The organism is Anaerotignum faecicola, from assembly GCA_024460105.1.
GTDB lineage: Bacteria > Bacillota > Clostridia > Lachnospirales > Anaerotignaceae > JANFXS01.
On sequence record JANFXS010000357.1, the window covers coordinates 1 to 428 of the forward strand.

The following is a 428-nucleotide window of genomic DNA, read 5'->3' on the forward strand; positions in this document are numbered from 1 at the left end:
TTTCCGAATATCGCTTCCTTCCTAAGATGTTTACTTTCTTACAAGGAGTGATATTTTTTCTTTTAGTCATCTTCTCTCACCCTCCTTCCTGTGATGTGGGGTTGTCCTACTGGTACCGGCATTAGTCAGCTTTCTTTATAACTGCATTTTTCTTATAAACTTCCTTTACTTCATTACAAGCCAACTCAAGACACTCCAATGTCATTTGATTAGATATCATACATTCGGTAATTGCGTTGGTTAATTTCGCTGACATTTCATGTAAAAAAACAGTATTAAGTTTTTCTGGGATTTCCATTTATTTTACCTCCTCCTTATCTGGCAACTTAATCATGCTTTTAAGACTCGATCTAATATCCATTAGGTTTCTTCACCTTTTTTCTCAACTTCCCATTGACACTTTCGCTCATCTGGAAACTATATCTTCC

General features: G+C 35.7%; 1 protein-coding gene. It reads right to left on the bottom strand.

Annotated elements, in window-relative coordinates; translation table 11 throughout:
- Window positions 1-121 precede the first annotated feature (121 nt).
- A complete protein-coding gene (locus tag NE664_14360; protein ID MCQ4727818.1) occupies window positions 122-298 on the bottom strand; it encodes a hypothetical protein in 177 nt (58 codons plus the stop codon).
- Window positions 299-428 lie beyond the last annotated feature (130 nt).